Source organism: Agrobacterium sp. K11 (assembly GCF_059429395.1).
Window position 1 is genome coordinate 2,501 of sequence record NZ_JCAHRB010000030.1, and the last position, 3,753, is coordinate 6,253.

General features: G+C 52.1%; 2 rRNA genes. Both read left to right on the forward strand.

Annotation, left to right across the window (positions count from 1 at the left end):
• Positions 1–447 precede the first annotated feature (447 nt).
• Positions 448–3,254 (forward strand): 23S ribosomal RNA (locus AC5SEO_RS26700).
• Positions 3,255–3,475: 221 nt separating this feature from the next.
• A 5S ribosomal RNA gene (gene rrf / locus AC5SEO_RS26705) occupies positions 3,476–3,590 on the forward strand.
• Positions 3,591–3,753 lie beyond the last annotated feature (163 nt).

A 3,753-nucleotide genomic window follows, 5' to 3' on the forward strand; every position in this document is an offset into this window, starting at 1 on the left:
TTGAAGAAATAAAAGTTTGCATCTTCTGCTAAGGAAGATGCCTGTTCTGAATACATTGTGAAGAGAAGATATGTCTGGAAGCGTCCAGGTGTTTTGGGTTTATGCCTGAAACGTCCGAGACCAATCCTTGTGAAACCATGTGATGGCTTAGTCGGCCGGAATTGGTGGAGGGGTTGGAGGTAGGAAGGATCGCTTGTCCGAGGCATTTTTGTTGTTGGAGCATTTGCTCCTCTGATGGGAATGCTGGATTGATGTTGCCTGACCGCGCATCACCGGATGATATCTCGAGAAGCTGGTCTTAATGATACGACCTCGAAGTGCACCGGCGTGCCTTCAAAGAGGATTGTATCGAACACGTCGATGTCATCAGGAGATGATCTGGTTGTAAAAGGTAACCGGATTGCCGTTCCTTTGGAACGGCTATGGATGAGCATAGACAATGAGAACGAAGAAGTGAATTAAGGGCATTTGGTGGATGCCTTGGCATGCACAGGCGAAGAAGGACGTGATACGCTGCGAAAAGCCGTGGGGAGCTGCGAATAAGCTTTGATCCATGGATCTCCGAATGGGGCAACCCACCTTAAATGCTTGGAAAATCCAGTCTGTTTTATGAACGGCCTGGGTTTCCAAGCATTGTGATAAGGTATCTTACTTTCGAATACATAGGGGTAAGAAGCGAACGCAGGGAACTGAAACATCTAAGTACCTGCAGGAAAGGACATCAACCGAGACTCCGTAAGTAGTGGCGAGCGAACGCGGACCAGGCCAGTGGCAATGATGAATAAAGCGGAACGATTTGGAAAAGTCGGCCATAGAGGGTGATAGCCCCTTACGCGTAGAACAGTCATTGTCCTTGAGTAGGGCGGGGCACGTGAAATCCTGTCTGAACATGGGGAGACCACTCTCCAAGCCTAAGTACTCGTGCATGACCGATAGCGAACAAGTACCGTGAGGGAAAGGTGAAAAGCACCCCGACGAGGGGAGTGAAATAGAACCTGAAACCGGATGCCTACAAACAGTCGGAGCCCGCAAGGGTGACGGCGTACCTTTTGTATAATGGGTCAACGACTTAGTGTAACTAGCAAGCTTAAGCCGGTAGGTGTAGGCGCAGCGAAAGCGAGTCTGAATAGGGCGATTGAGTTAGTTGCATTAGACCCGAAACCGAGTGATCTAGCCATGAGCAGGCTGAAGGTTGGGTAACACCAACTGGAGGGCCGAACCCGTATCTGTTGCAATAGATTGGGATGACTTGTGGCTAGGGGTGAAAGGCCAATCAAACTCGGAAATAGCTGGTTCTCCGCGAAATCTATTTAGGTAGAGCGTCGACCGAATACCCTCGGGGGTAGAGCACTGGATGGGCTATGGGGACTCACCGTCTTACTGATCCTAACCAAACTCCGAATACCGAGGAGTACTAGTCGGCAGACACACGGCGGGTGCTAACGTCCGTCGTGAAAAGGGCAACAACCCTGACCTCCAGCTAAGGTCCCCAAGTCATGGCTAAGTGGGAAAGGATGTGAGGATCCCAAAACAACCAGGATGTTGGCTTAGAAGCAGCCATCATTTAAAGAAAGCGTAACAGCTCACTGGTCTAAATAAGGGTCTTTGCGCCGAAAATGTAACGGGGCTAAAGCCATGCACCGAAGCTGAGGATGTGACAGTTGTAGTGACTGTTGCGTGGTAGCGGAGCGTTCCGTAAGTCTGTGAAGGCGGACCCGTGAGGGCTGCTGGAGATATCGGAAGTGCGAATGTTGACATGAGTAACGATAAAGGGAGTGAGAGACTCCCTCGCCGAAAGACCAAGGGTTCCTGCTTAAAGTTAATCTGAGCAGGGTTAGCCGGCCCCTAAGACGAGGCGGACACGCGTAGTCGATGGGAACCACGTTAATATTCGTGGGCCTGGTGGTAGTGACGGATCTCGTGTGTTGTACATTCTTACTGGATTGAATGTGCGGCGAAGAGGTTCCAGGAAATAGCTCCACCGTATAGACCGTACCCGAAACCGACACAGGTGGTCAGGTAGAGTATACCAAGGCGCTTGAGAGAACTATGTTGAAGGAACTCGGCAAATTGCACGCGTAACTTCGGAAGAAGCGTGACCCCATTTTACGCAAGTATGATGGGGTGGCACAGACCAGGGGGTAGCGACTGTTTATCAAAAACACAGGGCTCTGCGAAGTAGCAATACGACGTATAGGGTCTGACGCCTGCCCGGTGCTGGAAGGTTAAAGGGAGGGGTGCAAGCTCTGAACTGAAGCCCCAGTAAACGGCGGCCGTAACTATAACGGTCCTAAGGTAGCGAAATTCCTTGTCGGGTAAGTTCCGACCTGCACGAATGGCGTAACGACTTCCCCGCTGTCTCCAACATAGACTCAGTGAAATTGAATTCCCCGTGAAGATGCGGGGTTCCTGCGGTCAGACGGAAAGACCCCGTGCACCTTTACTATAGCTTTACACTGGCATTCGCCAAGGCATGTGTAGGATAGGTGGTAGGCTTTGAAGCAGGGACGCCAGTTCTTGTGGAGCCATCCTTGAAATACCACCCTTATCTTCGTGGATGTCTAACCGCGGTCCGTTATCCGGATCCGGGACAGTGTATGGTGGGTAGTTTGACTGGGGCGGTCGCCTCCGAAAGAGTAACGGAGGCGCGCGATGGTGGGCTCAGACCGGTCGGAAATCGGTCGTCGAGTGCAATGGCATAAGCCCGCCTGACTGCGAGACTGACAAGTCGAGCAGAGACGAAAGTCGGTCATAGTGATCCGGTGGTCCCGTGTGGAAGGGCCATCGCTCAACGGATAAAAGGTACGCCGGGGATAACAGGCTGATGACCCCCAAGAGTCCATATCGACGGGGTTGTTTGGCACCTCGATGTCGACTCATCGCATCCTGGGGCTGGAGCAGGTCCCAAGGGTATGGCTGTTCGCCATTTAAAGCGGTACGTGAGTTGGGTTCAGAACGTCGTGAGACAGTTCGGTCCCTATCTGCCGTGGGTGTAGGAATATTGACAGGATCTGTCCCTAGTACGAGAGGACCGGGATGGACGTATCTCTGGTGGATCTGTTGTCCTGCCAAGGGCATAGCAGAGTAGCTATATACGGAATGGATAACCGCTGAAGGCATCTAAGCGGGAAACCAACCTGAAAACGAGTGTTCCCTATCAGAGCCGTGGAAGACGACCACGTTGATAGGACGGGTGTGGAAGCATGGCAACATGTGAAGCTTACCGTTACTAATAGCTCGATCGACTTCTTCGTTCCCATTGTTCATGCTCATCAAAGATGAGCATCATCTGTTCTGTCCTGACGCGCATAGCGCTCCGGACGGGCCGCGCCACAGGGTGCGACGACCTCTGGTCTGTATGGCAAACATACGGGAAGGGTCGCAGAAAGACGTGTTAAATTAAATGAAGCGCAAGCTTCCCAGCTTCTCGAAACAACACTCATGTGAAAACATGAACTGTGTTGCGTTTTGCCGACCTGGTGGTTATCGCGGGGCGGCTGCACCCGTTCCCATTCCGAACACGGCCGTGAAACGCCCCAGCGCCAATGGTACTCCGTCTCAAGACGCGGGAGAGTAGGTCGCTGCCAGGTCTGCAAAACGCAACAAATATCTTCTCAAGCAAACTCTTCGGCCCAGCCGATACAAAGGGCCGCTCAAAGCGGCCTTTTTGCATTGCGGAACATGAAAACATAAGGAAAACGCAACGTGCGTCCCTTAAAGGAGACAAATCGCCTGCGGCAATTTGCTCCGGAA